Source organism: Dactylosporangium cerinum (assembly GCF_042653625.1).
In the GTDB taxonomy this organism is placed as follows: Bacteria; Actinomycetota; Actinomycetes; order Mycobacteriales; family Micromonosporaceae; genus Dactylosporangium; species Dactylosporangium cerinum.
The window spans coordinates 14,261-37,029 of the sequence record NZ_JBHSIU010000093.1; the positions used below are offsets into that span (position 1 = coordinate 14,261).

The window sequence follows — 22,769 nt, forward strand, 5'->3', positions numbered from 1 at the left end:
CGCCACCTCCGCTTCGCTCCGGCGTCGGCCTGAGCCAAACCTGACACACCATGAGCGGCCCGAGCCGCTTCGCTGGCCGCTCATCCGACAGCGCCCTCCATCTGCAGCTCGATGAGCCGGTTGAGCTCCAACGCATACTCCATGGGCAGTTCCTTGGCGATCGGCTCGATGAAGCCGCGCACGATCATCGCCATCGCCTCGTCCTCGGTGAGGCCGCGGGACATCAGGTAGAACAACTGGTCGTCGCTGATCTTCGAGACCGTCGCCTCGTGCCCCATCGACACGTCGTCCTCGCGGATGTCGACGTAGGGGTACGTGTCGGAGCGGGAGATCGTGTCCACCAGCAGCGCGTCGCACTTCACCGTCGAGCGGGAGTGGTGCGAGCCCTCCAGCACCTGGACCAGGCCACGGTAGGAGGTGCGGCCGCCGGCCCGGGCGATCGACTTCGACACGATCGTGCTCGACGTGTGCGGGGCGGCGTGCACCATCTTGGCGCCCGCGTCCTGGTGCTGGCCCTCGCCGGCCATCGCGACCGACATGACCTCGCCCTTGGCGTGCTCGCCGACCATGTAGACCGCGGGGTACTTCATGGTGACCTTGGAGCCGAGGTTGCCGTCGATCCACTCCATGGTCGCGCCCTCGTGGCACACGGCGCGCTTGGTGACCAGGTTATAGACGTTGGTCGACCAGTTCTGGATCGTGGTGTAGCGGCAGCGGGCGCCCTTCTTCACCACGATCTCCACCACCGCGGAGTGCAGCGAGTCCGAGGAGTAGATCGGCGCGGTGCAGCCCTCGACGTAGTGCACGTAGGCACCCTCGTCGACGATGATCAGCGTCCGCTCGAACTGGCCCATGTTCTCGGTGTTGATCCGGAAATACGCCTGCAGCGGGATCTCCACCTGCACGCCCTTGGGCACGTAGATGAAGCTGCCACCGGACCACACCGAGGTGTTGAGCGCGGCGAACTTGTTGTCGCCGACCGGGATCACGGTGCCGAAGTACTCCTTGAACACGTCCTCGTGCTCACGCAGCGCGGTGTCCGTGTCGAGGAAGATGACGCCCTGCTCCTCGAGGTCCTCGCGGATCTTGTGGTAGACGACCTCCGACTCGTACTGCGCGGCGACACCGGCGACCAGGCGCTGCTTCTCCGCCTCGGGGATGCCGAGCCGGTCGTAGGTCGCCTTGATGTCGTCGGGCAGGTCTTCCCAGCTCGCCGCCTGCTTCTCGGTCGAGCGGACGAAATACTTGATGTTGTCGAAGTCGATGTGCGACAGGTCCGCGCCCCACGCCGGCATCGGCTTGCGGTCGAACAGGCGCAGGCCCTTCAGGCGCAGGTCGAGCATCCACTGCGGCTCGCTCTTCTTCGCAGAGATGTCGCGCACGACGTCCTCGTTGAGGCCGCGGCGTGCCACGGCACCCGCGCTGTCCGAGTCGGCCCAGCCGTACTCGTACCGGCCGAGGCCGGCAAGCTGATCGGCAGTGGTCATCTCACGTTCCTTTGCCTATCGGGACGGACGCCGGGAACCGACGCCGGAATGTGGGTGGTGCAGATGCCATCACCGTTGGCGATGGTCGCGAGGCGCTGGACGTGTGTGCCGACCAGGCGGGAGATGACCTGGGTCTCGGCCTCGCACAGCTCGGAGAACTCGGCGGCGACGTGCGCCACCGGGCAGTGGTGCTGGCACAGCTGTCCGCCGGTCGCGATGGTCGTCGCGCCGGCAGCGTAGCCCTCGGCGGTCAGCGCCTGGGCGAGGGCCTCGGCCCTGGCCAGCGGGTCGTCGCCGGCCTCGGCCATGGCCGACTTGCAGCGCTCCTCGAGCCCGGCGACCTGCGCCATGGCGAACGCCGCCACCGCGGAGGGCCCGTGATGCTCGGCGATCCACCGCAGCGCCGACGTGGCAAGATCGTCATAGGTGTGCGGCAGCGACTCGCGCGCCGCGGCGGTCAGCGTGAACACCCGCGCCGGCCGTCCCCGCCCCCGGCGTCCGCGATCGGGGCGCTCCCGGCTCTCCACGAGCCCCTCGGCGAGCATCGCGTCGAGGTGCCGGCGGATCCCGGCCGCGCTCAGCCCGAGAGCGAGCCCGAGCTCGGTCGCCGTGGCCGACCCCTGCTGCAGCAGCAGCTCCGTGACCCGGTCACGGGTGCGCACGTCAAGCGGCGGGCACGCGTCAGCGGCGGCAGATCTCTGCGCCACCTCCACGTTTTTCACAACACCAACGTTACGTAATTCGCCCGACACTGGCAAACCGCCTCACGGGTGATCCAACGCACGGAAGGTAAGCCTCGCCTTACTAACCCGACCAGCACAAACGCCCCAACCGCCCCAGCCGCCCCCGCGGCGGAGGCGACGGGCGACCGCGGCGGGGCGGGATATGTAGCCGCGCGTAGTATCGGCCGGGTGTTGGGGATGCTGCTGTCGCTGCTCGATCGGCCGGTGGTGCTGCGCCGGGCGGCCCTCGCAACGCTGGTCGCCAATATCGGGATCGTGTGCACCGGTGGGCTGGTCCGGCTGACCGGGTCGGGGCTCGGCTGCCCGACGTGGCCGCGGTGCACCGACGAGTCCTACGTGACCACCCAGGAGATGGGGCATCACGGCGTCATCGAGTTCGGCAACCGGACCCTGACGTTCGTGCTCGGGCTGATCGCCGTCGTCGCGCTCGCCGCCGCGTGGCGGCAGCGCCGGCGGGTGCCGGGGCTGCTGAAGGCCGCCGTGTGGATGATGGCCGGCATCGGGTTCCAGGGCGTGCTCGGCGGGATCACCGTGCGGATGGCGCTCAACCCGTGGACGGTGATGGCGCACTTCCTCGCGTCGATGGTGCTGATCGCGCTGGCGTACGTGTTCTGGCACCGCACCCGGGACGTCCCGCCGCGCTGGACCGCGCCGGCGGCGATGCGCACCGGCGGGATCGTGGTCACCGCCGTGTCCGCCGCGGTGCTGGTGCTCGGCACGATCGTGACCGGCAGCGGGCCGCACTCCGGGGACACCAAGGCCGCCCGGACCGGGTTCGACCCGGCGACGGTCTCCCAGCTGCACGGCGACGCCGTGTTCGTGCTGGTCGGGCTGACCCTGGCGATGTGGTTCGGCCTGCGCGCGCTCGGTGCGCCGCTGCGGGTCACCCGGGCCGCCGCGCTGCTGCTGCTGGTCGAGCTGGGTCAGGGGGTCGTCGGGTTCGTGCAGTACTTCACCGGGCTGCCCTGGCCGGTCGTGCTGCTGCACATGCTCGGCGCCTGCCTGGTGTGGACCGCGACACTCGGACTCCTGCTGGCCGTTTCGCCCCGGCGGGAACCGGGGGCGACCGTCCCTCAGGAGGTCGCCCACTCCGACGCGAGCACCGCGTAGAGCAGGTCGTCGGTCCACTCGCCCTTCCAGTAGCTGGCCCGCACCAGCAGGCCCTCGCGGCGGAAGCCGAGGCGCTCCAGGAGCCGGGCCGAGCGCTCGTTGCGGGCGTCGAGGGACGCGTGCACCCGGTGCAGGCCCTCCTCCACCAGGAGGTGCCGCACGACCCGGCCGACGGCCTCGGTCGCGTAGCCGCGGCCCTGGAAGGCGGGCGCGAACGTGAAGCCGATCTCCGCCTGCCGGCCGCCGTCGCCCCGGTTGACGCCGACGTCGCCGAGCAGGAGCCCGGTGTCGCGGCCCTCCACCGCATACTGGAACCAGCCTTCCCGCTCCGGGTCCAGGTGCGCGGTCTCGGCGACGAACGCGAGGGCGTCACCGAGCGGGTAGGGCGCGTCCCACGACTGGTACCGGGCGACGTCCGGATCCGAACGGTAGGCGGCGAGGGCGGCGGCGTCACCCGCGTGGAACCGCCGCAAGAGCAGCCGGTCTGTCTCCAGGAGCACGCCCGAAGTGTAGTGCCACGGACGCCGCCAGCAGAGCGATCATCGCCGATACGATCAGCCGCACGATGAACACGTGCGGGCCGCCGTAGTCCAGCGTCGCGGTGACGAACGCGCCCGCCGTGAACGCCTCGACCGCCACCGACCAGAAGAGCAGCGGCCGCCGCGGGACGGCCGGGGCCGGGCCGTGCCAGGTGCGGATGAGATGGCGGTTGCCCACGTGCCAGACGAACAACGGCAACACCAGCAGCGCGGCGTAGTCGCTGACGTCGCGGACGGCGCGCCACGACTCGATCACGCCCGGTTCCGGGTGGGTGACCAGGTCCCACAGCAGGTGGCTGGCGTCGCCGAGCAGCGCCGAGACCGCGGTGACCCACCATGGGTGCCGCACCCCGCGGAGCGCGCCGAACTCGCGCAACGACCCCGGCAGGTGCGCCGCGACGGTGGGCGCGCCGAGGCGGATCAGCCCGGTGACGAGCACCGTGACCGGCAGCCCCCACCAGAACATCGCGGCGACCGTGTGGCTGCGGACGACGACGGCGTTGCCGAGGGCGTAGGCGATGTCGGGGGCGGTCGCGCCGACGGCGAGGGCGACCCCGTCGAACCAGCGCGGCCGCCACAGTTTCAGCGGCAGGACGGCCAGGGGATGGGTCGGCAGGGTCGCGGGCACGCCCCAGACCCTGCCGCAGCCGGCGCCGGATCCGGCCGCCCTGCACCGGACCCGCACAAGACCTTCACGCCCCGGAATACTCCCCGGAATACTCCCCGGAAGAACGCGTGACGCAGAACTCATTGCCGGCCGGGTCGAGCAGGACCACCCACCCGCTGCCGTCGGCGTTGCGGTGGTCGGCGGCGAGGACCGCGCCGAGCGCGAGGAGCCGGTCGACCTCGGCGTCGCGGCGGCGGTCGCCGGGCTGCAGGCACACGTGCACCCGGTTCTTCAGCGTCTTCGACTCCGGCACGGCCTGGAAATACAGCCGGGGACCCTCGGCCGGCTCGATCACGACCTCCTCGTCGCCCGGGACGCAGTCCGGGTGGACGGGGTGACCGACCACGCCCGCCCAGAAGGACGCGAGGGCGTAGGGATCGGCGCAGTCGAAGGAAACGTTGCGAATGAACGACACCATGGTCTGCACCTTAAGGGCACAAAAACACACATTGCCGGGTTGTAAATTCATCTGCACGTTCTTTGGCCGCAGATATTTTATGTGTAACTCTTCTGCAATGGGGCAACAGGAACCGCTGATCATGCAGATCTACTGCCGCCTGGAAGTCGCGGTCAATGACCCTGACGTCATCGCCAAGCTGGCCGGACAACAGCTCCGTGAGGCGGATATCGACTGGTCACGCAAGGAGGAGGACCTCGACGAGGCGGTCCACCAGCTCGAGTCCGACCTGCAAGAGGCATTGGCATGTGTCGTTGAGCAGAACCGCATGACGGAGCATCTGCCCGGGGTCGAGCCGCGGGGTGGGCTGGTGTTCACCGCGTTCGGCAAGCCGGACGACCGCTTCCGTCCGGGCTTCACGGACTTCTTGTAACGGTCAGAACGGGTAGGGGGCGATCGTGCCGCGGACCGTGATCCACCGAAGGTCGGTGTAGGCGTCCGCGTTCGATCCGCCCCCGGCCCGGGCGCCCGTCCCCGAGCCGCGGACCCCGCCGAAGGGCGCGACCGCCTCGTCGTTGACCGTCTGGTCGTTGACGTGCACGATCCCGGTCGGGATCCGTTCGGCGAGGGCCAGCCCCCGCATCGGGTCGCCGGTGAGGATGCCCAGCGACAGCCCGTATTCAGAGTCGGCGGCGAGCGCGACGGCCTCGTCCTCGCTGCTGAACCGCACGACCGGCGCGACCGGCCCGAAGACCTCCTCCCGGTAGGCGGGCGCGTTGACGCGGACCCGGTCCAGGACGGTCGGGCGGTAGAAGAGCCGGTCGTAGGTGCCGCCGGCGACCAGCCGGGACCCGTCCCCCACGGTCGCCTCGACGAGGCGGTGCACCCGGTCCCGCTGGCCCGCGTCGATGAGCGGGCCGAGCGCCACCTTCCCGGTGAACGGGTCCCCGACCGGCAGGGCGTCGGCGTGCGCGGCGAGACGCTCGACGTACTCGTCGGCGACGGACGCGTGCACGAGGTGCCGGCCCGCCGTCATGCAGATCTGCCCCGAGTGCAGGTACGAGCTCCACGCGCCGGCCGACACCGCGAGGTCCAGGTCGGCGTCGGGCAGCACCACGAGGGCCGAGTTGCCGCCGAGCTCCAGGTGGACCCGTTTCAGGTGGCGCCCGGCGAGCTCGGCCACGGCCCGGCCGGCGCCGGTGGAGCCGGTGAACGCGATGACCCTGGTCGCCGGGTGCGCGACCAGCGCGGCGCCGACGTCGGCGCCGCCGGGCAGGACGTGCAGCAGCCCGTCGGGCAGCCCCGCCTCGCGCAGCAGCGCGGCGAGCGCGAACCCGCCGCCGACGGCCGTGCGCGGGTCCGGCTTGAACACGACCGCGTTGCCGACGGCGAGCGCCGGCGCGACCGCCCGGATCGCGAGGATCAGCGGGAAGTTGAACGGGGCGATGACGCCGACGACCCCGACCGGCGACCGGCGGGCCAGGCTGAGCCGGGGCAGGGCGCTGGGCAGGATGTCGCCGAGCGGGCGGAACGCGAGCGCGGCGGCCTCGTAGCACTCCTGCGCCGCGACGTGCGTCTCGACGGCCGCCTTCGCCGGCACCGAACCGGCCTCCCGGACCAGCCACTCGTCCACGTCGGCGGCCCGCGACTCGAACAGCGCGCCGGCCCGGCGCAGCACCCCGGCCCGCTCCTCGAAACTGGTCGCGGCCCAGGCGGGCTGGGCCGCGGCGGCCTCCCGGCAGGCCCGGTCGACGTCGGCGGTCGAGGCCAGCCCGACCCGGCCGAGCACGGCGCCCGTCGCCGGTTCGACGACGTCGCGGAGACCGGCGCCGAGAGGGCGCGGGTCAAGCAGTTCGGTCATGATTTCCTCGCCTGTTGGATGTGGGTGTACACGCGGCCGCGCAGCTCGGTGAACCGCGGCGCGGCCCGGGTCGTCAGCTGGTCGCGTCCGTCGGGGAGGTCCACGTCGAGGGTGTCGAGGATCGTGGTCGGTGACGCCGACAGCACGATGACCCGCTGCCCCAGGTAGACCGCCTCGTCGATGTCGTGGGTGACGAACAGCAGGGTCACGCCGAGGCGCCGCCACACCGCACGGATGAGGTCCTCGAGGTCGGCGCGGGTCTGCGCGTCGACGGCCGCGAACGGCTCGTCCATCAGCAGCACCTTCGGCTCGAACGCGATGGCGCGGGCAATCGCGACCCGCTGCTGCATGCCGCCGGACAGCTGCCAGGGGTAGGCGTCGCGGGCGTCGGCCAGCCCGACCGCGGCGAGGGCCTCCTTGACCAGGCCCGGCTTGCGGGGCCCGGACAGCGGCAGCCCCACGTTCTCGTGCACGCGCAGCCAGGGGAAGAGGCTGCGGCCGTACTCCTGGAACACCACGGCCAGGCCGTCCGGCGGTCCGTCGACGAGCCGGCCGGCGACCCGGACCTCGCCGGCGGTCGGCCGCAGCAGCCCGGCGACGCACCGCAGCAGCGTGGTCTTGCCGCAGCCGGACGGCCCGACGAGGCACGCGAACTCGCCGTCGTCGAGTTTGAACGTCAGGTCGGCCAGGGCTTCCACCCGTCGGCCATGCCCGTCGTACACCTTCCGAAGCCCGTTGACCTCCAGCATCGCCACTCCTTCTCAGTGCTGCTTCCCGGCAGCCCGCTGGCCGTGGTACCAGCGCAGCACCGAACGCTCGACGAGCCGGAACCCGGCGGCCAGGGCGACGCCGAGCAGGCCGAGCAGCAGCACGCCGCTCCACATCTCGGGGATCTGGAACCCGCGCTGGAACTGCACGACGGTGAACCCGAGCCCGCTCTGCGCGGCGAACATCTCGCTGATCACCATGAGGATCACGCCGATCGACAGGGCCTGACGGGCGCCGGTCACGATCTGCGGCGAGGCGGCCCGCAGCACCATCCGCCGCACCGGCGGGACGCGGTAGACCGCGCAGGTGTCGGCGAGCACCCCGTCGACGGCGCGCACCCCCTCGACCGTGTTGAGCAGGATCGGCCACACGCAGCCGGACACGATGACGAGGACCTTCATCAGGTCGCCGATCCCGGCGACCAGGATCAGGATCGGCACCAGCACCGGCGGCGGGATCGCCCGCATGAACTCCAGGACCGGCTCGACCGTCTCGCGCACCGCCGGGTGCCGGCCGATGACGACGCCGGCGGCGACGCCGAGGACCAGCGCGACGGCGTAGCCGGCGCCGAGCCGGGCGAGGCTCGGCAGCACGTCGTCGGTGATCCGCGGGCCGAACCAGGTGTCGGCGAACGCGACCAGGATGGTGCGCAGCGGCGGCCGGTAGAAGTCCGTCGAGCCGGCGGACAGGACCCACCAGCCGGCGAACAGGACCGCTGGCAGCGCGAGGACCTTGAGAAGTTTCACACCGCCACCCGCTGGGACGGGTGCCAGCGCAGCAGCCGCCGCTCCCCCGACCTGGTGGCGAGGTTGACCGCGACGCCGAGCAGGCCGGTGACCACGACCAGGGCGTACATCGCGGGGACGGCGCCGCTGCTCTGCGCGACCGCGATCTCCTTGCCGAGGCCGGGGGTGCCGATGATGAGTTCGCCGGTGATGGTCAGGATCAGCGCGACCGAGGTGGCCAGCCGGATCCCGGTGACCGTGTACGGCAGCGCCGTCGGCCACACCAGCGTCCGCAGCCGCTGCCACGGCGACAGGTGCAGGCTGCGGGCCGTGTCGCGGGCGACCGGGTCGACGTCGGCGACGCCGTGCAGGACCTGGACGAGCACCTGCCAGAACGACGCGTACACGACCAGCAGCAGCGTCGCCGTGCGGCCGGTGCCGTACAGCAGCACCGCGAGGGGGATCAGCGCGACGGACGGGATCGGCCGCAGGAACTCCACCGTCGAGGAGGTCAGCTCCCGCAGCAGCGGCACCGAGCCGATGAGTATCCCGGCCGCGACCCCGCAGACGACGGCGACGGCCAGCCCGGACGCCCACGTCTGCAGGGTGTCCAGCAGCGCGACCCAGAATGCGACGTGGCGCACCTGCTCGGCGAGTGCCGCGGCGATGCGGCTGGCCGGTGGCAGGTACGCGGCCGGGACGAGGCCGAGCCGTGGCGCCGCCTCGAGCAGCGCCACGAACCCGGCGGCACCGAGCAGGCCCCTCACGGCAGCAGATCGCCCAGCGCTGGGGCCTTGTCCAGGAGCTTGTCCTGGACGGCGAGGTCGGTCAGGGTCTGCACCGACGCCTTGTTGATCTCCGCGGGCCAGGCCGGCAGGGTGATCTTCACGGTCACGTCGGCGGCGATCTGGGTGTAGGTGCCGATGACCGCGCGGACCTCGTCGGGGTGCGCGGCGGCGTACGCGAGGGATTCGGCCATCGCCTCCTTGAACCGTTTGACCAGGTCGGGGTTCCTCGCGATGAGCTCCTGCGAGGTGAAGTACGCCGCGACGGTGAGATCGGGGGCGGCGTCGACGTAGTTGGAGGCGACGAGCCGGGCGCCCTGGGCCTTCGCGGCGGTGACGAACGGCTCGACGACCCAGATCGCGTCGACCCGGCCGGCGGCGAGGGCGGCCGGCTGGTCGGGGAAGGCGAGCTCGACGAACTTCACCGACGCGGGGTCTCCGCCGGCCTTGCGGACCGAGGCGCGCACGGTGGTGTCGCCGATGTTCTTCAGCGTGTTGACGGCGACGGTTCTGCCGGCCAGGTCCTTCGCGGACCGGATCGGGCTGTCGGCCTTGACGAGCACGCCGCCGAAGTCGGCGCCGTCCTTGCCGGTCGAGGCGACGCCGTTGCTGACCATCTTGATCGGCAGCCCGCGCGACTTCGCCAGGATCAGCGACGTCACGTTGCTGAACCCGAACTGGAACTGGCCGCTGACCACGCCGGGCACGATCGCCGCGCCGCCCTGGCTGGTCTGCAGGTCGAGGTCGATGTTGCGGCCGCTGAAGAAGCCCTTCTGTTTGCCGAGGTAGATCGGGGCGACGTCGACGATGGCGATGACCCCGGCGGCGACCTTGTCGGGCCGGCCCTGTTGTTGGCCTGGCGCGGCGGGGGTCGGAGTGGGGGTGCCGGAGTTGCCGCCGCAGCCGGCGGCGGCGAGCAGCAACGCGGCGGACAGGGGTATGGCGGCGAGGCGGCGCATCGAGGCTCCATCCGGAAGGGGGTGTTCGGATGACGAACTTCTGTGCGTTGGTCGAACCTGGTGCCGACCGTAGAACGCTTGACGGCCGCCGCGCAAGGTTCCTAGGCTTCCGTTCTAAGAACTTCTGTTCGCTGTGCGAACTTTTGGCAAAGGGGTGGGCGTGGCCGAACTGATGGCGCTGCCCGAGGCGGTCGCCGCGCTCGTCCGCGACGGCGACACCGTGGCCCTCGAGGGCTTCACCCACCTCATCCCCGTCGCCGCGGGGCACGAGATCATCCGGCAGGGTCGCCGCGACCTCACGCTGGTCCGCATGACGCCCGACGTCGTGTACGACCAGCTGATCGGCGCCGGCTGCGCCCGCAAGCTGGTCTTCTCCTGGGGCGGCAACCCCGGCGTCGGTTCGCTGCACCGCTTCCGCGACGCGGTCGAGCGGCAGTGGCCCCTCCCCCTGGAGCTCGAGGAGCACAGCCACGCCGGCATGGCCAACCGCTACGTCGCCGGCGCGTCGGGCCTGCCGTTCGCCGTCCTGCGCGGGTATCACGGCACCGACCTGCCGGCGCACACCGTCGTCAAGCCGATCGCGTGCCCGTTCACCGGCGAGGTCCTCACCGCCGTGCCGGCCCTCAACCCCGACGTGACCGTCATCCACGCCCAGCGCGCCGACCGGCGCGGCAACGTGCAGCTGTGGGGCATCACCGGTGTGCAGAAGGAGGCCGTCCTCGCCGCCCGCCGCAGCCTCGTCACGGTCGAGGAGATCGTCGACACCCTCGACCCGCGCCCCGGCGCCGTCGTCCTGCCGTCCTGGGTCGTCACCGCCGTCGCCGCCGTGCCGGGTGGTGCCCGCCCGTCCTACGCACAGGGGTACTACGACCGCGACAACGACGCGTACCGGGCCTGGGACGCCGTCAGCCGCGACCGCGCGGCGTTCACGGCCTGGTTGGAGCGGCTGTGAGCTTCTCCGCAGACGACATGATGACCGTCGCCGCCGCCAGGGCGCTGCGGGGGCGCACCGCGTGCTTCGTCGGCATCGGCCTGCCGAGCGTCGCGGCCAACCTCGCCCGCCGCACCGGCAGCCCCGACCTGGTGCTCGTCTACGAGTCCGGCGCGATCGGGGCCCGGCCGACCCGGCCGCCGCTGTCGATCGGCGACGGCGAGCTCGCCGAGACCGCCGACACCGTCGTCAGCGTGCCCGAGATGTTCAACTACTGGCTCCAGCCGGGGCGCATCGACGTCGGGTTCCTCGGCGCCGCCCAGATCGACGAGCACGCCAACATCAACACGACGGTCATCGGCGCGTACGACACACCGACGGTCCGGCTGCCCGGTGCCGGCGGCGCACCGGAGATCGCCGCGTCGTGCCGGGAGGTGTACGTGGTGCTCCGCCAGACCAGCCGGACGTTCGTGCCGCGGGTCGCCTTCCGCACCTCCGTCGGCTACGGCGACGGCCCCGGCAGCCGCGCCGCGCTGGGGCTGCCGGGCCGCGGGCCGGTGCTGGTCATCACCGACCTCGGGATCCTCGCCCCCGACCCGGCGACGTGCGCGCTGCGGCTGACCCACCTGCACCCCGGGGTCACCGTCGAGCGGGCCCGCGCCGCGACCGGCTGGGACCTGGCCGTCGCACCGGACCTGGCGCACACCCCGCCGCCGAGCGCGGTGGAGCTCGCGGCGCTGCGGACGCTGACGAAAGGAGCAGCACCGTGACACATCCGGCGATGTCGGGGATCACCGGCGGGCAGCTCGATAGAGTCGGACCGGTCCCACACCCCACCGTCAGGGCGAGCATGAAACCGCATACCTCCAGCTTGTTCGACGGCGTCCTGGCCCGCGGCGAGGTCGCCGCGGCCGTCGGCGACGACGCGTGGCTGACCGCGATGCTCCAGGTCGAGGCCGCCCTCGCGCAGGTGCAGGCGTTCAGCGGGCTGATCCCGCAGGCGGACGCCGACGCGATCGCCGGGTGCGCCCGGCCCGAGCACTTCGACCCGGCCGACCTCGGCGCCCGCGCCGCCGCCAGCGGCAACCCCGTCGTGCCCCTGGTCGAGACGCTGCGGGCGCTCGCCGGCCCGGCCGGCCCGTCCGTCCACCTCGGCGCCACCAGCCAGGACATCCTCGACACCGCCGGGATGCTGGTCGCGTCGCAGGCGCTGCGGCCGCTGCTGGCCGACCTCGCCGCGTGCGCGGAGCTGGCCGCCCGCCTCGCCCGCGAGCACCGCGACACCCGCATGATCGGCCGGACGCTGCTGCGGCAGGCGGTGCCGACCACGTTCGGGCTGAAGGCCGCCGGCTGGCTCAGCGGCCTCGACGCCGCCCGCTGGCGCCTGGAACAGGTCCGGCGCGAGCGGCTCGCGGTGCAGTTCGGCGGCGCCGCCGGCACCCTCGCCCCGTTCGGCGACGACGGGCCCGACGTCGTCGAGGGCCTCGCCACGCTCCTCGGCCTCACCGAACCGGTCCTGCCCTGGCACACCGAACGCACCCGGGTCGCCGACCTCGCCGGTGCCCTCGGCGCCGCCGCCGGGATCGTCGCGAAGGTCGCCCGGGACCTGACCCTCATGGCGCAGGACGAGGTCGACGAGGCCTCCGACAGCAGCCCCGGCGGCTCGTCGGCGATGCCGCACAAACGCAACCCGGTCGCCGCCGTCTGCGCCCTCGGCAGCGCCGGCTCGGCGCCGGGCCTGGTCGCCAGCCTCCTCGCCGCGATGGCGCACGAACACGAACGCGCCGCCGGGGCCTGGCACGCGGAGTGGCGGCCGCTGCGCGAACTGCTCGTCTGCACCGGCTCCGCGGCCGCGTGGCTCCGGGCGGCCCTCGAACGGCTGCTCGTGCACCCCGACGTCATGCGCGCCAACCTCAGCCGCAGCACCCGGTCTGATGAGTCCCCCGACGCTGCTGGTGTACTGGTGGACCGAGCACTCCAGGCGCACGCGAAAGGCCCGTGATGGCACCCGGCAGCATGGAACCCGGCAGCGAGCGCGGCCCGGACTTCGTGCAGTCCCTCGAGCGCGGGCTCGCCGTCATCAGGGCCTTCAACGCCGCCCGGCCGGAGCTGACCCTCACCGAGGTCGCCGCCGCGACCGGCGTCACCCGGGCCGCCGCGCGGCGGTTCCTGCTGACCCTCAGCGAGCTCGGCTATGTGCGCAGCGACGGCCGGCAGTTCTCCCTCACCCCGCGGGTCCTCGAGCTCGGATACGCCTACCTGTCGGGCCTGTCGCTGCCCGCCGTCGCCGAACCCCACCTGGAGTCCCTCGTCGCCGAGGTGAACGAGTCCTCGTCGGTGTCCGTCCTCGACGGCGACGACATCGTCTACGTCGCCCGGGTGCCCACGTCCCGGATCATGACGGTGGCGATCAGCGTCGGCACCCGTTTCCCGGCGTACGCGACGTCGATGGGGCGGGTCATGCTCGCCGGGCTGCCCCCGGAGGACCTCGACGCGTACCTGGCGAAGGTCCGCCTGGAACGGCTGACCGCCCGCACCGTCACCACCACGGCCGCCCTGCTCACCGAGATCAACCGGGCCCGGTCGCAGGGCTGGGCGCTCGTCGATCAGGAGCTGGAGGAGGGGCTGCGGTCCGTCGCCGCGCCGATCCGGGACCGGACCGGCCGGACCGTGGCGGCGCTGAACATCTCCGCCGCGGCGAGCCGCAACTCGATCGAGTCCATCCGGCGCACCCTCGTGCCGCCGCTGGTCGCCACCGCCGCCCGGATCGAGGCCGACCTGCCGGCCCGCCGCTTCTGACCAGCTGCTGATCCCCTGGGCGGGCCCGCCGCTGATCCTCTAGGCGGGCCGCCCGAACACGCGGGTGGCCTGCTCGGCGGCGGCGATCTCGTCGAGGCGGGCCGGGTCCGTGCACAGGATGATCGACGCGCCGACGGACAGCGGGGCCAGGAGCCACTTCACCGGGTGCTCGTGCTCGGTGGCGTCGATGACGATCCGGTCGCCGGCACGCAGGTCCTGCCGCTCGGCGATCTCCCGGGCGATGCTGCCCCACTGCCCGTAGGTGGTGCCGTCGCCGCTGGCCGCCGACCCGGTCCGCACCAGCGCGGGCGCCGGCACGTCCATCGGGTGCCGCGCTGCCTCCGCCTCGAAGTCGCGCCAGCCGATGACGTCCCGCGGGTCACGGTCCGGTTCCGCCCCGAAGACGAACCGGTGCGGGGCGTCGGGGATGTCCTCCAGCCAGGAGCCGAGCCGCTCCCGGGCGGCGAACACCACGTCGAACGGCACACCCGCGTCCGGGCCGATGGCCGGCAGCCCCGCGGTCGCGGCCAGGTGGAACGACACCGCCACCCCCAGTGACCAGGTGCCGAGCAGGGCGGCGGCGGTGCGCCAGTGCGGCGGCAGCAGGACCGCGGCGCGGCTGCCGGAGCCCAGGCCGCAGTCGTGCAGCAGGCCGGCGGTGCGGGCGGCCCAGCCACCGAGCTCGGCCGCGGTCAGCGCGGTGCGCCGGCCGTCCGGGTCGTAGTGGGTGAGCAGCGGCAGGTCGATGCCGGCCACGCCGGCGGGCCGGACCAATTGGGGAACGTCACGCACCCGACCACGGTAGCGGGGGTCAGAGCATCCGCACGGATTCGGAGCGGGCGATCTCCGGTGCCTTGGGCGGCAGCGACTCGTACTTCTTCAGCAGCGCGTGCACGACGAAGACGTACGGGGTCTGCGAGATCAGCCCGGTGACCGTCGCCGTGACCCGCGTGCAGCCCTTCCCCGCCGGCACCGACTGCCACGTCCATCCCGGCTGCGGCCCGATCAGCAGCTCCTGCGACATCCACGTCAGCTGGTACTCGACGAGGTTGGGATCGCCGACGTTCCACCAGCTGACGGTCGCGGACGTGGTGCCCGGGACCACCGACGCGCCGTTGATGACGCCGGGGCGGACCACGCCGATGCACTCGGTCGGGCTCATGCTCGGCGTGGGGTAGCTGCGGCTGACCTTCGGCAGCGGCGAGATCGACGCGAGGGGGCCGCGGACCGGCGCGCCGGTGGTCATCCCGGCGGACGGGTCGACGGCGTCGCCCTTCGAGTACACCGTCTTCTGCGGCAGGTCGAGCACCTTGCCGTCCTTCTTCGCCCCTGTGCCGGCCCCCGTGCCGGCCCCCGTGCCGGCCCCCGTGCCGGCCCCCGTGCCGGCCCCCGTGCCGGTGCCGGCCCCCGTTCCGCCGAGGCCGGGCAGCACGCTGCACCCGGCGACGCCGGCCAGCAGTGCCGCAGCCAGGACGAGCGCCGCGCCGAGCCGCCGTTTCACATGAGGTACATCGGCGGCCCGGAGCGCGGGTTGAGGGCCGGTCTCAGGTGGCTTCGATCGTGCCGGTGCCGACGAGGACGAGCAGGAGGGTGCCGAGGGCGACCCGGTACACGATGAAGACGGTGTAGGTGTGCCGCGCCACGAACTTCAGCAGCCACGCGACGGCCAGGTAGCCGACGATGCCGCTGACGAGGGTCGCGGTGATCGTGGCGGGCCAGCCCACGCCGGTGGCGATGTTGTCGTGCTCGTCGGCGATCTGCAGGACCCCGGCGGCGAGCAGCGCGGGGATGGACAGGAAGAACGACAGCCTGGTGACGGTGACCCGGTCGAAGTCGCGCAGCAGGCCCGCCGACATCGTCGCGCCGGAGCGGGAGATGCCGGGGATCAGGGCGAGGGCCTGGGCGGTGCCGATGACGAGGGTGTCCTTCCACGTCACGTCGGCCTCGTGGCGCTGCTGCGTGGCGGCCCGGTCGGCGAACCACATGACGCCGGAGAACGCGATGAGCGCGCCGCCGACGAACCAGAGGCTGCGCAGCGTGGTCTCGATCTGGTCCTTGAACAGCAGGCCGATGACCGCGACGGGGATCGAACCGAGGATCACCGACCAGGCGAAGCGGTAGTCGGCATTGTCGCGGCGGGTCTTGTCGAACAGCCCGCGGAAGAACGCGGGGACGATCCGGGCGATGTCGCGGCGCAGGTAGATCGCGGTCGCCAGGACGGCGCCGGTCTGGATGATCGCCGTGAACGCGGTGATGTCGGGGTCGTCGATCGAGTAGCCGAGGAGCTTCTCCAGGATGGTGAGGTGGCCGGTGCTGGAGATCGGCAGGAACTCGGTCAGACCCTCGACGAAGCCGAGGAGGACCGCCTCGAAGATGTTCACGGGCGACCCGCGGGCAGCAGGCCGGCGATCGCGGCGGCGAGCCGGTCGGGGGCACCGGCGGCGGTGGTCAGGAACAGCGACGGCTCGGTCAGCTCGACCTCGATGACGACCGGGTCGCCGGAGGGGGTCGGCAGCAGGTCGACGCGGGCGTAGAGCAGCGCGGACCGGTCGAACGGCAGGGCGGTCAGGACCCGTTCGGCGAGGGCGTGCTCGGCCGGCGACGGCGTTCTCGGCGTGATGGATTCCTCCTGGTACAGGGTGTCGACGCCCTCGTCGGGGCCGGTGAGGATCGGGCCCTTGCGGATCGCGTGGCTGAACGCGCCCCCGATGAACAGCAGGGCCGTCTCACCGGCGGTGTCGACGTCGGCGAGGTACGGCTGCACCATGACCAGCCGCCCGGCGGCCTGCAGCCGCCGCACGTGCGCGATCGCGAGGTCTTCCTGCTCGGGCAGCCGGTAGCGGCCGGTGTCGACGCTGCCGACGCTCACGGCCGGCTTGACCACGATCTCGCTGTGAATCTCGCCGTGGACCTCGCCGTCCTTGCGCAGGTCGACCGGGTCACCGGGGTCGATCCAGGTCGTGGGGACGATCGGGATGCCGGCCTCGGCGAGTTCGCGCAGGTACCGCTTGTCGGTGTTCCAGGCGATGACGTCGGCCGGGTTGGCGAGCTGCGGGACGGATCCGGCCCAGGCGGTGAACTCGGCCCGGCGTCTCGGGTAGTCCCAGGTGTTGCGCACCACGGCGAGGTCATACCCGGACCAGTCGACGGTGGGGTCGTCCCAGACGGCGGGGACGGCGGAGATGCCCGCGGCGGCGAGCGCCGGCACCAGGCTCTGGTCGTCGGGGTCGAGGTCGGGCAGTTCGGCGCAGGTAACGAGAGCGACCCGGGCACCGGCCCGGGTCGCGGAATATGACTGTTCGATGATCACGCAGCGAAGATACCGACCTCAGCGGGAAAGGACACGCCGCCCCATGGAGCGCCAGAGGTCGTTGCTGGGCCGCATCTGCTCGAGCAGCTCGCGCTCCCAGCCGTTCTCGATCTTCACACCGGCCTGCACGCAGGCGGATCGTGCAATGTCAGTGCCTTCGGCCATCTGGTCGCCCCAGACGCCGTCCTCCCCGACGAGCACGATGCGGGCACCGCGCCGGCCGACGTACTCGATGACTGCCTTGGCGCCGCCGTGGTCGTCCGCGAAGGACTTGATGCCGGAGATCAGGCTGCCCGGCACCGGGCGGCTCAGGGTCATCGTCGTATCGGAACCATCTGCCATGACGGCCACACTAAAGGGGTAACCGGCCACTCGTGGGTCAACCACGGTCCTGGTGTGACCGTAGTTACTGACAGGTTTAGTTCATCTGGGGTTCGTTTTGCCCTGACAGAACGAGTTAAAACCGGATATTCAGGCGCCTGTTTTCATGACCGAACGAGAGACATGCATCACGTCAAGTAGGCCGACGCGCGGTGTGCCAAAAATTCGGGCGTTTCCGGGTTAAGTCCTGCTTAGGTCGGCATTTCGCAGAGATCAAGTCGCCCCCCGATGCGGATCTGATACGGCTCGGGGTGCAACGAAATCACTGGATGAAGACGTCTACTCCGATCGCCACGCACAGCAGCGTGAGATACGTGACCGACCAGTGGAACAGCCGCATCGGCTTGAGCGGCTCGCCGCGACGTGCCCGGCCGTCCAGCCGGTGGGCCTCCAGCAGCAACAACGCGCCCACGACGACCGCGACGACCCCGTAGACGACCGTCATCCCGAACGGCCACAGCGCCACCGAGGCGGCCACCGTCAGCCAGCTGTAGATCACCGTCTCCAGACCGACCCGGCGCATGCTCGCCACGACCGGCAGCATGGGGATGCCGGCGCGGGCGTAGTCGTCCTTGAACTTGATCGCCAGGGCGTAGAAGTGCGGCGGCTGCCACAGGAAGACGACCGCGAACATGACCCACGCCGGCCAGGCCAGCCCGCCGGTGACCGCGGCCCAGCCGATCAGCACCGGCGCCGCGCCGCACGCGCCGCCCCAGACCGTGTTCTGCGGAGTGGTGCGCTTCAGCCACAGCGTGTAGACGAGGTCGTAGTAGGCGATGGCGCCGACGGTGAGCAGCGTCGCCAAGAGGTTGGTGAACGTCGCCATCAGCACCGTGGACAACGCGGCCAGGGTCAGCCCGAAGATCAGCACCGCCCGCGGCGTGATGCTGTGCGTGGCGAGGGGACGGCGCGAGGTCCGCTTCATCAACGGGTCGATGTCGCGGTCGATGTAGCAGTTGAGCGCGTTGGCGGCGCCGGCGGCCAGGGAGCCGCCGATCAGCACCACCGCGATCAGCCACAGCGACGGCACGCCGCGCTCCGCGAGGAGCATCGCCGGGACGGTCGTGATGAGCAGCAGCTCGACGATCCGGGGCTTGGTCAGTGAGACATAGGCCTTGACCACGGCGCCGAACCCGGCCCTGCGACCGGCCGCCTGCTCCTGCTGGGCCCGGGCCAGTGCCGCTGCCGAGGTCGGGCGGACCGGCCGCGAAACATCCGCCGCCGCGCCCTGGGGGACCGACGCACGGTCGACGAGCTGCGTCACGTCTGGATAGCCACCTTCCGGCATCGGCCGCACCTGGCCCACCTGCCGCACCGGCCGCGGCCGGATGACGGCGCGGCAGGGGTAGGGCGGAACCGAGGGTCCCGCCGAGACCGGCGGGCTCTCGCATCCTAGAACAGGATCAACGCAGGCCAGAGCGGGACCCCACCACATCGGCGGGCGCCTCCGTTCGACGGGCGGACGGCGGCCGGGTGGCGGGTGCGCGGCGGGTCGCCGTACCGTCGCAGCAAAAGTTTCGCGCAGGGCTGAACCAATCCAGGTTTGCTGCGGACATCACACATCCGCGCAGTCGCGCAGCGGTGAACGACCATGCGGCCATCGACTACCGTTGCCGCAGGCAGCATCTCTGGCAGAGTCGCCGATGTCCGAAACGTGGTCGACTGCGCGTGGGGCTACCCGTTCGTGGGTAGGGTCGATCTGAACAGCCCTGCTATCCCTCGTTCGACAGGAGCAGCACAGCCGTGAGCGCTGAAGAGGTCAAGGGTCCTGAGGTTTCCCCGTCGGGGCTTTCCTGGTCCGACGTCGACCGGCGAGCGGTCGACACGGTGCGGGTCCTCGCCATGGACGCCGTCGAGAAGTCCGGCAACGGCCACCCCGGCACGGCGATGAGCCTGGCACCTGCGGCCTACCTGCTGTTCCAGAAGGTCATGCGGCACGACCCGACCGACCCGAACTGGATCGGCCGCGACCGCTTCGTGCTCTCCTGTGGACACTCGAGCCTGACGCTGTATATCCAGCTGTATCTCTCGGGCTACGGCCTGAGCCTCGACGACCTCGCGTCGCTACGGCAGTGGGGCTCGCTCACCCCGGGGCACCCCGAGCACGGGCACACCGCCGGTGTGGAGACCACCACCGGCCCGCTCGGCCAGGGCATCGGCAACGCGGTCGGCATGGCGATGGCGGCCCGCCGCGAGCGCGGCCTGTTCGACCCCGAGCCCGCCGTCGGGGAGAGCCTGTTCGACCACCACGTCTACGTGGTGGCCTCCGACGGCGACATCGAGGAGGGCATCAGCCACGAGGCCAGCGCGATCGCCGGCCACCAGAAGCTGGGCAACCTCGTCCTCATCTACGACGACAACGAGATCTCGATCGAGGACGACACCAAGGTCGCCAAGAGCGAGGACGTCGCCGCGCGGTATGAGGCGTATGGCTTCCACGTGCAGACCGTCGACTGGCGCGCCGGCCACGACGCGGGCGACGGCGTCTACGCCGAGGACGTCCAGGCGCTGTGGGACGCGCTCCAGGCCGCGAAGGCCGAGACGGACCGCCCGTCGTTCATCGCGCTGCGCACGATCATCGGCTGGCCCGCCCCGAAGAAGCAGAACACCGGCAAGATCCACGGCTCGGCGCTCGGCGCCGACGAGGTCGCCGCGACCAAGCAGATCCTGGGCTTCGACGCGAAGCAGACCTTCGAGGTGTCCGACGAGGTCCTCGCGCACACCCGCGGTGCGATCGAGCGCGGCCGCGAGCTGCACGCCGAGTGGGACAAGGACTTCGAGGCGTGGAAGGTCACCGCCGGTGACCGCGCCGCGCTGCTGGAGCGGCTCTTCTCGGGCCAGCTGCCGGTCGGCTGGCACAAGGTGCTGCCGGAGTTCCCTGCCAGTGAGAAGGGCATCGCCACCCGCAAGGCCTCCGGTGACACGCTCGGCGCGCTCGCTGCGGTCCTGCCGGAGCTGTGGGGCGGCTCCGCCGACCTGGCCGAGAGCAACAACACCACGATGGAGGGCGAGCCGTCGTTCCTGCCGTCGCAGTTCGCCACGAAGGCGTTCCCCGGCAACGAATACGGCCGCACGCTGCACTTCGGCATCCGTGAGCACGGCATGGGCGCGATCCTCAACGGCATCAAGCTGCACGGCCCGACCCGGCCCTATGGCGGCACGTTCCTCGTGTTCTCCGACTACATGCGGCCCGCGGTGCGCCTCGCCGCGATCATGAAGCTCCCCGTCGTCTACGTGTGGACGCACGACTCGATCGGCCTCGGCGAGGACGGCCCGACGCACCAGCCGGTGGAGCACCTGACCGCGCTGCGCGCGATCCCCGGCCTGTCCGTGGTCCGCCCGGCCGACGCCAACGAGACCGCGTGGGCGTGGCGGCGGGCCCTGGAGGTCACCGACCACCCGGTCGCCCTCGCCCTGAGCCGGCAGAACCTGCCAACCCTGGACCGCACCGAGTACGCGCCGGCCGAAGGCACCGCCAAGGGCGGCTACATCCTCAAGGACGCCTCCAACGGCCAGCCTAAGGTGATCATCATCGCCACCGGCTCCGAGGTGCAGCTCGCCGTCGGCGCCCAGCGGCGCCTGGAGGAGGAGGGCACCCCGACCCGGGTCGTGTCGATGCCCTGCCAGGAATGGTTCATGGAGCAGGACCTGGCCTACCGCCAGCAGGTCCTGCCGACCGGGGTCAAGGCCAAGGTCACCGTCGAGGCCGGCATCGCCATGTCGTGGCAGCACATCCTCGGCGACCACGGCGTGGCCGTGAGCATCGAGCACTACGGCGCGAGCGCCCCCCACACCGTGCTGTTCGAGCAGTTCGGCTTCACCGTCGACAAGGTCGTCGCGGCCGCGCACGCCTCGCTCGCCAAGGTCGGCGAGATCATCGGCACCACCACCGGCACCTGACGCGGGGCAAACCAGAGCGGCCAACTAGAGACTGAGTTAGAGGAGCACTGCGATGAGTTCCGATCGGCTGGCCGAGCTCTCCGCCGCGGGTGTGGCGGTCTGGCTCGACGACCTCTCCCGGGCGCGGCTGAGCACCGGCGGCCTCGACAAGCTGCGCCGTGAGCAGCACGTCGTGGGCGTCACCACCAACCCCACCATCTTCGCCAAGGCGCTGACCTCGGCCGAGGACTACGCCGACCACGTCAAGGACCTCGCCCTGCGCGACGCGCAGGTCAACGAGGCGATGCGCGCGCTCATGACCTATGACGTGCGCTGGGCCTGCGACGTCATGAAACCCGCCGCCGACGCCAGCAAGGGCGTCGACGGCCGGGTCTCCATCGAGGTCGACCCAGGCCTCGCGGCCGACACCGCCCGCACCGTCGCCGAGGCGAAGGCGCTGTGGTGGCTCGTCGACCGCGACAACCTGTTCATCAAGATCCCCGCGACCCGGGAAGGCCTGCCGGCGATCACCGCCGTGCTGGCCGAGGGCATCAGCGTCAACGTGACCCTGATCTTCTCCCTGGAGCGCTATGAAGCGGTCATGAACGCGTTCTTCGCCGGCATCGAGCAGGCCAAGGCCAACGGCCACGACCTGTCCAAGATCGGCTCGGTCGCGTCGTTCTTCGTGTCGCGCGTCGACTCCGAATACGACAAGCGCCTCGACAAGATCGGCACCGACGAGGCGAAGGCGCTCAAGGGCAAGGCCGCGATCGCCAACGCGAAGCTCGCGTACCAGAAGTACGAGGAGCTGTTCTCCTCGGAGCGCTGGCAGGTCCTCGCCGACGCCGGCGCCCATCCGCAGCGACCGCTGTGGGCGTCGACCTCGACGAAGAACCCCGAATACCGCGACGTCATCTACGTCGAGGAGCTGGTCGCGCCGGGCACGGTCAACACCATGCCCGAGTCGGTCATCCACGCGTTCGCCGACCACGGCGAGGTCCGCCTCGACGCGATCACCGGCTCCTACGCGGAGGCCCAGCAGGTCATGGACTCCCTCGCCGCGATCGGCATCGACTACGACGACGTCGTGCAGGTCCTCGAGCGCGAAGGCGTCGAGAAGTTCAGCGTCAGCGGCAACGAGATGATCGAGACCGTGAAGTCCGCGCTCGAGGCCGCCAAGTAAGGCACGTTTTTGTAGTCTGGTGATCTTGCAGGTCATCTTCAGGGGGTGCGGGTGCCTGATCTTCTCGACGACGTCACCGCGGCGGCCGGACTCACGGTGTTCGGTGCCGCGGCCGTCGCCGGTGAGATCGACACCCGCACCGTCCTGCCCGACTGGTCCCCCGACTACGACGTGGTGCCGCGGGTCACCGCGCTCCGCACGGAGCTGCGGGCCCTCGGCCTCGACCACATCGTCCTCGCCGGCGG

Annotated in this window: 25 protein-coding genes; 9 read left to right on the forward strand and 16 right to left on the reverse strand. The window is 71.5% G+C overall.

Annotation, left to right across the window (positions count from 1 at the left end; translation table 11 throughout):
- Positions 1–80 precede the first annotated feature (80 nt).
- Together sufB and ACFPIJ_RS51240 are read right to left on the reverse strand one after the other, a co-directional pair.
- On the reverse strand, positions 81–1,487 hold the full coding sequence (gene sufB / locus ACFPIJ_RS51235; RefSeq protein ID WP_380126789.1) for a Fe-S cluster assembly protein SufB: 1,407 nt from the start codon (positions 1,485–1,487) through the stop codon (positions 81–83).
- Entirely contained in the window at positions 1,484–2,209 is a 726-nt protein-coding gene (locus ACFPIJ_RS51240; RefSeq protein WP_380126790.1) for a helix-turn-helix transcriptional regulator, read from the reverse strand. The genes sufB and ACFPIJ_RS51240 overlap by 4 nt, the downstream gene beginning before the upstream one ends.
- Positions 2,210–2,407: 198 nt before the next feature.
- On the opposite strand from ACFPIJ_RS51240, the gene ACFPIJ_RS51245 reads away from it, so the two are divergent.
- Positions 2,408–3,340, forward strand: coding sequence for a COX15/CtaA family protein (locus ACFPIJ_RS51245; RefSeq protein ID WP_380126818.1), 933 nt, complete (start codon positions 2,408–2,410; stop codon positions 3,338–3,340).
- On the opposite strand, the gene ACFPIJ_RS51250 is transcribed toward ACFPIJ_RS51245, so the two are convergent.
- The 3 genes from ACFPIJ_RS51250 to ACFPIJ_RS51260 form a co-directional block, all read right to left on the reverse strand.
- A complete protein-coding gene (locus ACFPIJ_RS51250; protein WP_380126791.1) occupies positions 3,304–3,840 on the reverse strand; it encodes a GNAT family N-acetyltransferase in 537 nt (178 codons plus the stop codon). The two genes, ACFPIJ_RS51245 and ACFPIJ_RS51250, sit on opposite strands and share 37 nt — an antisense overlap.
- Entirely contained in the window at positions 3,791–4,507 is a 717-nt protein-coding gene (locus ACFPIJ_RS51255; RefSeq protein WP_380126793.1) for a DUF4184 family protein, read from the reverse strand. Before ACFPIJ_RS51255 ends, ACFPIJ_RS51250 begins: the two co-directional genes overlap by 50 nt.
- Positions 4,508–4,571: 64 nt before the next feature.
- The gene (locus ACFPIJ_RS51260) at positions 4,572–4,964 is read right to left on the reverse strand and encodes a VOC family protein (RefSeq protein WP_380126794.1); all 393 of its coding nucleotides are present in this window, start codon (positions 4,962–4,964) and stop codon (positions 4,572–4,574) included.
- On the opposite strand from ACFPIJ_RS51260, the gene ACFPIJ_RS51265 reads away from it, so the two are divergent.
- On the forward strand, positions 4,951–5,376 hold the full coding sequence (locus tag ACFPIJ_RS51265; RefSeq protein WP_380126795.1) for a hypothetical protein: 426 nt from the start codon (positions 4,951–4,953) through the stop codon (positions 5,374–5,376). The genes ACFPIJ_RS51260 and ACFPIJ_RS51265 overlap by 14 nt on opposite strands.
- 3 nt (positions 5,377–5,379) lie before the next feature.
- Here ACFPIJ_RS51265 and ACFPIJ_RS51270 read toward each other — a convergent pair whose 3' ends face one another.
- The 5 genes from ACFPIJ_RS51270 to ACFPIJ_RS51290 are packed head-to-tail and all read right to left on the reverse strand — an operon-like array spanning position 5,380 to position 10,041.
- The gene (locus ACFPIJ_RS51270; RefSeq protein ID WP_380126796.1) at positions 5,380–6,804 is read right to left on the reverse strand and encodes a benzaldehyde dehydrogenase; all 1,425 of its coding nucleotides are present in this window, start codon (positions 6,802–6,804) and stop codon (positions 5,380–5,382) included.
- On the reverse strand, positions 6,801–7,553 hold the full coding sequence (locus ACFPIJ_RS51275; RefSeq protein ID WP_380126798.1) for an ABC transporter ATP-binding protein: 753 nt from the start codon (positions 7,551–7,553) through the stop codon (positions 6,801–6,803). Before ACFPIJ_RS51275 ends, ACFPIJ_RS51270 begins: the two co-directional genes overlap by 4 nt.
- A gap of 12 nt (positions 7,554–7,565) precedes the next feature.
- Positions 7,566–8,318, reverse strand: coding sequence for an ABC transporter permease (locus tag ACFPIJ_RS51280; RefSeq protein ID WP_380126799.1), 753 nt, complete (start codon positions 8,316–8,318; stop codon positions 7,566–7,568).
- Complete coding sequence (locus tag ACFPIJ_RS51285; RefSeq protein ID WP_380126800.1) at positions 8,315–9,064, reverse strand: ABC transporter permease; 750 nt, start codon at positions 9,062–9,064, stop codon at positions 8,315–8,317. Before ACFPIJ_RS51285 ends, ACFPIJ_RS51280 begins: the two co-directional genes overlap by 4 nt.
- Complete coding sequence (locus ACFPIJ_RS51290) at positions 9,061–10,041, reverse strand: ABC transporter substrate-binding protein (protein WP_380126801.1); 981 nt, start codon at positions 10,039–10,041, stop codon at positions 9,061–9,063. Before ACFPIJ_RS51290 ends, ACFPIJ_RS51285 begins: the two co-directional genes overlap by 4 nt.
- A gap of 160 nt (positions 10,042–10,201) precedes the next feature.
- Between ACFPIJ_RS51290 and ACFPIJ_RS51295 the strand changes: the two genes are divergently transcribed.
- The 4 genes from ACFPIJ_RS51295 (at position 10,202) to ACFPIJ_RS51310 (ending at position 13,771) form a co-directional block, all read left to right on the forward strand.
- Positions 10,202–10,993 (forward strand): CoA transferase subunit A, encoded by a 792-nt coding sequence (locus ACFPIJ_RS51295; protein ID WP_380126803.1) that lies wholly within the window; start codon positions 10,202–10,204, stop codon positions 10,991–10,993.
- Positions 10,990–11,742, forward strand: coding sequence for a CoA-transferase subunit beta (locus tag ACFPIJ_RS51300; protein WP_380126804.1), 753 nt, complete (start codon positions 10,990–10,992; stop codon positions 11,740–11,742). The genes ACFPIJ_RS51295 and ACFPIJ_RS51300 overlap by 4 nt, the downstream gene beginning before the upstream one ends.
- 80 nt (positions 11,743–11,822) lie before the next feature.
- Positions 11,823–12,974, forward strand: coding sequence for a 3-carboxy-cis,cis-muconate cycloisomerase (gene pcaB / locus ACFPIJ_RS51305; protein ID WP_380126805.1), 1,152 nt, complete (start codon positions 11,823–11,825; stop codon positions 12,972–12,974).
- Positions 12,974–13,771 (forward strand): IclR family transcriptional regulator domain-containing protein, encoded by a 798-nt coding sequence (locus ACFPIJ_RS51310; RefSeq protein ID WP_380126806.1) that lies wholly within the window; start codon positions 12,974–12,976, stop codon positions 13,769–13,771. Before pcaB ends, ACFPIJ_RS51310 begins: the two co-directional genes overlap by 1 nt.
- A 39-nt stretch (positions 13,772–13,810) precedes the next feature.
- On the opposite strand, the gene ACFPIJ_RS51315 is transcribed toward ACFPIJ_RS51310, so the two are convergent.
- The 6 genes from ACFPIJ_RS51315 to ACFPIJ_RS51340 all read right to left on the reverse strand — a co-directional run bounded on the left by ACFPIJ_RS51315 (position 13,811) and on the right by ACFPIJ_RS51340 (position 18,726).
- A complete protein-coding gene (locus tag ACFPIJ_RS51315; RefSeq protein ID WP_380126808.1) occupies positions 13,811–14,563 on the reverse strand; it encodes a TIGR03089 family protein in 753 nt (250 codons plus the stop codon).
- A gap of 19 nt (positions 14,564–14,582) precedes the next feature.
- Complete coding sequence (locus tag ACFPIJ_RS51320; protein WP_380126809.1) at positions 14,583–15,272, reverse strand: hypothetical protein; 690 nt, start codon at positions 15,270–15,272, stop codon at positions 14,583–14,585.
- Between the two features lie 43 nt (positions 15,273–15,315).
- On the reverse strand, positions 15,316–16,152 hold the full coding sequence (locus ACFPIJ_RS51325) for an undecaprenyl-diphosphate phosphatase (protein ID WP_380126810.1): 837 nt from the start codon (positions 16,150–16,152) through the stop codon (positions 15,316–15,318).
- A complete protein-coding gene (locus ACFPIJ_RS51330) occupies positions 16,149–17,075 on the reverse strand; it encodes an ATP-grasp domain-containing protein (RefSeq protein ID WP_380126819.1) in 927 nt (308 codons plus the stop codon). Before ACFPIJ_RS51330 ends, ACFPIJ_RS51325 begins: the two co-directional genes overlap by 4 nt.
- Before the next feature lie 24 nt (positions 17,076–17,099).
- Entirely contained in the window at positions 17,100–17,423 is a 324-nt protein-coding gene (locus ACFPIJ_RS51335) for a hypothetical protein (protein WP_203851073.1), read from the reverse strand.
- A 301-nt stretch (positions 17,424–17,724) separates the two neighbouring features.
- On the reverse strand, positions 17,725–18,726 hold the full coding sequence (locus ACFPIJ_RS51340; RefSeq protein ID WP_380126811.1) for a heme o synthase: 1,002 nt from the start codon (positions 18,724–18,726) through the stop codon (positions 17,725–17,727).
- Between the two features lie 479 nt (positions 18,727–19,205).
- Between ACFPIJ_RS51340 and tkt the strand changes: the two genes are divergently transcribed.
- The 3 genes from tkt to ACFPIJ_RS51355 all read left to right on the forward strand — a co-directional run.
- On the forward strand, positions 19,206–21,362 hold the full coding sequence (tkt, locus tag ACFPIJ_RS51345; RefSeq protein ID WP_380126813.1) for a transketolase: 2,157 nt from the start codon (positions 19,206–19,208) through the stop codon (positions 21,360–21,362).
- A gap of 52 nt (positions 21,363–21,414) precedes the next feature.
- On the forward strand, positions 21,415–22,524 hold the full coding sequence (gene tal / locus ACFPIJ_RS51350; protein WP_380126814.1) for a transaldolase: 1,110 nt from the start codon (positions 21,415–21,417) through the stop codon (positions 22,522–22,524).
- Positions 22,525–22,575: 51 nt separating this feature from the next.
- A partial coding sequence (locus tag ACFPIJ_RS51355) for a hypothetical protein (RefSeq protein ID WP_380126815.1) occupies positions 22,576–22,769 on the forward strand: 194 nt, incomplete at its 3' end.

What these genes read in the sequence shown, in the direction of transcription:
- ACFPIJ_RS51310 (WP_380126806.1), top strand. Translation starts at nt 12,974, where the DNA reads ATGGCACCCGGCAGCATGGAACCCGGCAGCGAGCGCGGCCCGGACTTC.
- ACFPIJ_RS51260 (WP_380126794.1), bottom strand. Translation starts at nt 4,964, where the DNA reads ATGGTGTCGTTCATTCGCAACGTTTCCTTCGACTGCGCCGATCCCTAC.
- ACFPIJ_RS51265 (WP_380126795.1), top strand. Translation starts at nt 4,951, where the DNA reads ATGAACGACACCATGGTCTGCACCTTAAGGGCACAAAAACACACATTG.
- ACFPIJ_RS51275 (WP_380126798.1), bottom strand. Translation starts at nt 7,553, where the DNA reads ATGCTGGAGGTCAACGGGCTTCGGAAGGTGTACGACGGGCATGGCCGA.
- sufB (WP_380126789.1), bottom strand. Translation starts at nt 1,487, where the DNA reads ATGACCACTGCCGATCAGCTTGCCGGCCTCGGCCGGTACGAGTACGGC.
- ACFPIJ_RS51245 (WP_380126818.1), top strand. Translation starts at nt 2,408, where the DNA reads ATGCTGCTGTCGCTGCTCGATCGGCCGGTGGTGCTGCGCCGGGCGGCC.
- ACFPIJ_RS51335 (WP_203851073.1), bottom strand. Translation starts at nt 17,423, where the DNA reads ATGGCAGATGGTTCCGATACGACGATGACCCTGAGCCGCCCGGTGCCG.
- tal (WP_380126814.1), top strand. Translation starts at nt 21,415, where the DNA reads ATGAGTTCCGATCGGCTGGCCGAGCTCTCCGCCGCGGGTGTGGCGGTC.
- ACFPIJ_RS51290 (WP_380126801.1), bottom strand. Translation starts at nt 10,041, where the DNA reads ATGCGCCGCCTCGCCGCCATACCCCTGTCCGCCGCGTTGCTGCTCGCC.
- pcaB (WP_380126805.1), top strand. Translation starts at nt 11,823, where the DNA reads ATGAAACCGCATACCTCCAGCTTGTTCGACGGCGTCCTGGCCCGCGGC.
- ACFPIJ_RS51270 (WP_380126796.1), bottom strand. Translation starts at nt 6,804, where the DNA reads ATGACCGAACTGCTTGACCCGCGCCCTCTCGGCGCCGGTCTCCGCGAC.